The sequence below is a fragment of the Micromonospora sp. MH99 genome, from assembly GCF_021442385.1.
In the GTDB taxonomy this organism is placed as follows: domain Bacteria; phylum Actinomycetota; class Actinomycetes; order Mycobacteriales; family Micromonosporaceae; genus Micromonospora.
Window position 1 is genome coordinate 1 of the sequence record NZ_MUZA01000144.1, and the last position, 2,858, is coordinate 2,858.

At 68.8% G+C, this 2,858-nt stretch carries 1 pseudogene; it reads left to right on the top strand.

Annotation, left to right across the window (positions count from 1 at the left end):
* A pseudogene (fdh, locus tag B0E54_RS32165) lies at nucleotides 1–2,757 on the top strand (formate dehydrogenase); the annotation flags it as partial.
* Nucleotides 2,758–2,858: the final 101 nt, after the last annotated feature.

Below are 2,858 nucleotides of genomic sequence, written 5' to 3' on the forward strand. Positions count from 1 at the left end.
TGTTCACCGCGATGGGGGCCTTGCAGATCGAGAACCAGGCCCGTATTTGACACTCCGCCACCGTCCCCGGTCTGGGGACCAGCTTCGGTCGCGGCGGCGCCACCCAGTTCCAGCAGGACCTGTCGAACTCCGACATGATCGTCATTCAGGGTTCGAACATGGCCGAGGCGCATCCGGTGGGTTTCCAGTGGGTGATGGAGGCCAAGCGTCGCGGGGCGAAGGTGTTCCACGTCGACCCGCGGTTCACGCGGACGAGCGCTGTGGCGGACGCGTACCTGCCGATCCGGGCCGGCACGGACATCGCACTGCTCGGCGGCGTGATCCACTACATCCTCGACAACGAGCTGGACTTCCGCGAGTACGTCGTGGCGTACACCAACGCCGCCACCATCGTGACCGAGGAGTTCCGGGACACCGAGGACATGCACGGGCTCTTCTCGGGCTTCGCCGAGGAGAACGCCAGCTACGACCAGAGCAGCTGGCAGTACGAGGGCGCCGAGGAGAACATCTCCCCCCAGGACACCGAGACGCAGCGGGAGACGGCGGCCGGGCTGGAGCACGAGTCGCACGGCGCCCCGGTGAGCGGCGACACCCAGCGGGACGAGACGTTGCAGCATCCGCGCTGCGTCTACCAGATCCTCAAGCGACACTTTTCCCGCTACACGCCGGAGATGGTGGAGCGGGTCTGCGGTATTCCGCAGGAGAAGTTCCTCGAACTGGCCCAGGCATGGACGGCCAACTCCGGCCGGGACCGGACCAGCATGCTCGTCTACTCGGTGGGGTGGACGCAGCACAGCGTGGGCGTGCAGTACATCCGCGCCGGCGCGATCATCCAGCTGCTGCTGGGCAACATGGGCCGGCCCGGTGGCGGCGTCATGGCCCTGCGGGGCCACGCCAGCATCCAGGGCTCCACCGACGTTCCGACGCTGTTCAACCTGCTGCCCGGCTACCTGCCGATGCCGCACCACGCCGACCACCCGACCTTCGACGAGTGGGTGGACAGCATCCGGCACCCCGGCCAGAAGGGCTTCTGGGGCAACGCGCGCGCCTACGCCGTGAACCTGCTCAAGGCGTACTGGGGGGACGCCGCGACCGCGGACAACGACTACTGCTACGACCACATGCCCCGGATGACCGGCGATCACGGCACCTACCAGCAGGTGTTGAACATGATCGACGGGAAGATCAAGGGGTACTTCCTGCTCGGGCAGAACCCGGCGGTCGGCTCGGCGCACGGCCGGGCGCAGCGCCTGGGCATGGCCAACCTGGACTGGCTGGTCGTCCGCGACCTGTTCATGATCGAGAGCGCCACGTTCTGGCAAACGTGCCCCGGAGATCGAGACGGGTGAGATCGTTCCGGAGCAGTGTCGTACCGAGGTGTTCTTCCTGCCCGCCGCCTCGCACGTGGAGAAGGAGGGCTCGTTCACCCAGACGCAGCGGCTGTTGCAGTGGCGCCAGAAGGCGGTCGAGCCGCCAGGCGACGCCCGCTCCGAGCTGTGGTTCTTCTACCACCTCGGCCGCATCATCAGGGAACGGCTGGCCGGCTCGACCCGGGCCCGCGACCGCGCGCTGCTCCACCTCACCTGGGACTACCCCACGCACGGTCCGCACGCAGAGCCGAGCGCCGAGTCGGTGCTGCGCGAGATCAACGGGTACGAGGTGGCCAGCGGTCGACCGCTGTCGAGCTACACGGAGATGAAGGACGACGGTTCCACCGCCGGCGGCTGCTGGATCTACACCGGCGTGTACGCCGACGGCGTCAACCAGGCCGCGCGCCGCAAGCCCGGCTCGGAGCAGTCCCTGGTGGCGCTCGAGTGGGGCTGGGCGTGGCCGTCTAACCGGCGGATCCTCTACAACCGTGCCTCGGCCGACCCGGACGGTAGGCCGTGGAGCGAGCGCAAGAAGTACGTGTGGTGGGACGCGGAGAAGGCCGAGTGGACCGGCTACGACGTGCCGGACTTCGAGAAGACCAAGGCGCCCTCGTACCGGCCCGAGCCGAACTCGTCAGGCGTGGCGGGCATCGCGGGGGACGACCCGTTCATCCTTCAGGGCGACGGCAAGGGCTGGCTCTACGCGCCCAGCGGCGTGCTGGACGGGCCGCTGCCGACGCACTACGAGCCGGTCGAGTCGCCGGTGCGCAACCCCCTCTACCGCCAGCAGGCCAACCCGGCCCGCAAGGTCTACACCCATCCGATCAACTACCTCAACCCGAGCCCGCCCGAGCAGCACAGCGACGTCTTCCCGTACGTCTTCACGGTCAGCCGGCTCACCGAGCACCACACGGCCGGCGGCATGAGCCGGACCGTCGCGCACCTCGCCGAGCTGCAACCGGAGATGTTCGTCGAGGTGTCACCGGAACTGGCCGCCCACCGCGGCCTGACGCACCTGGGCTGGGCGCACCTGATCAGCACCCGCGCCGCCATCGAGGCGAAGGTCCTGGTCACCGACCGGGTCACGCCGCTGCGGGTGGATGGCCGGATCATCCACCAGGTGTGGCTGCCGTACCACTTCGGTTACGAGGGCCTGGTCACCGGCGACTCGGCCAACGACCTGTTCGGCATCACCCTCGACCCCAACGTCCTCATCCAGGAGAGCAAGGTCGGCACCTGCGACGTGCGGCCCGGTCGGCGTCCGAGGGGCCAGCGGCTGCTGGAACTCGTCGTCGACTACCGGCGACGGTCGGGAGACCTGAGCCACCGCTACCCGCCGCTGATCACGACCGACGTCGCCGACAGCAGCAGTGACCGGGAGGACTGACCGATGCCGCACGCCAATGCCCTGTACGGGCCGCTGGATCCGGCGCCGGACGCCGGTTATGTGGACGCGCCGCCGCGGATGGGGTTCTTCACCGACACGAG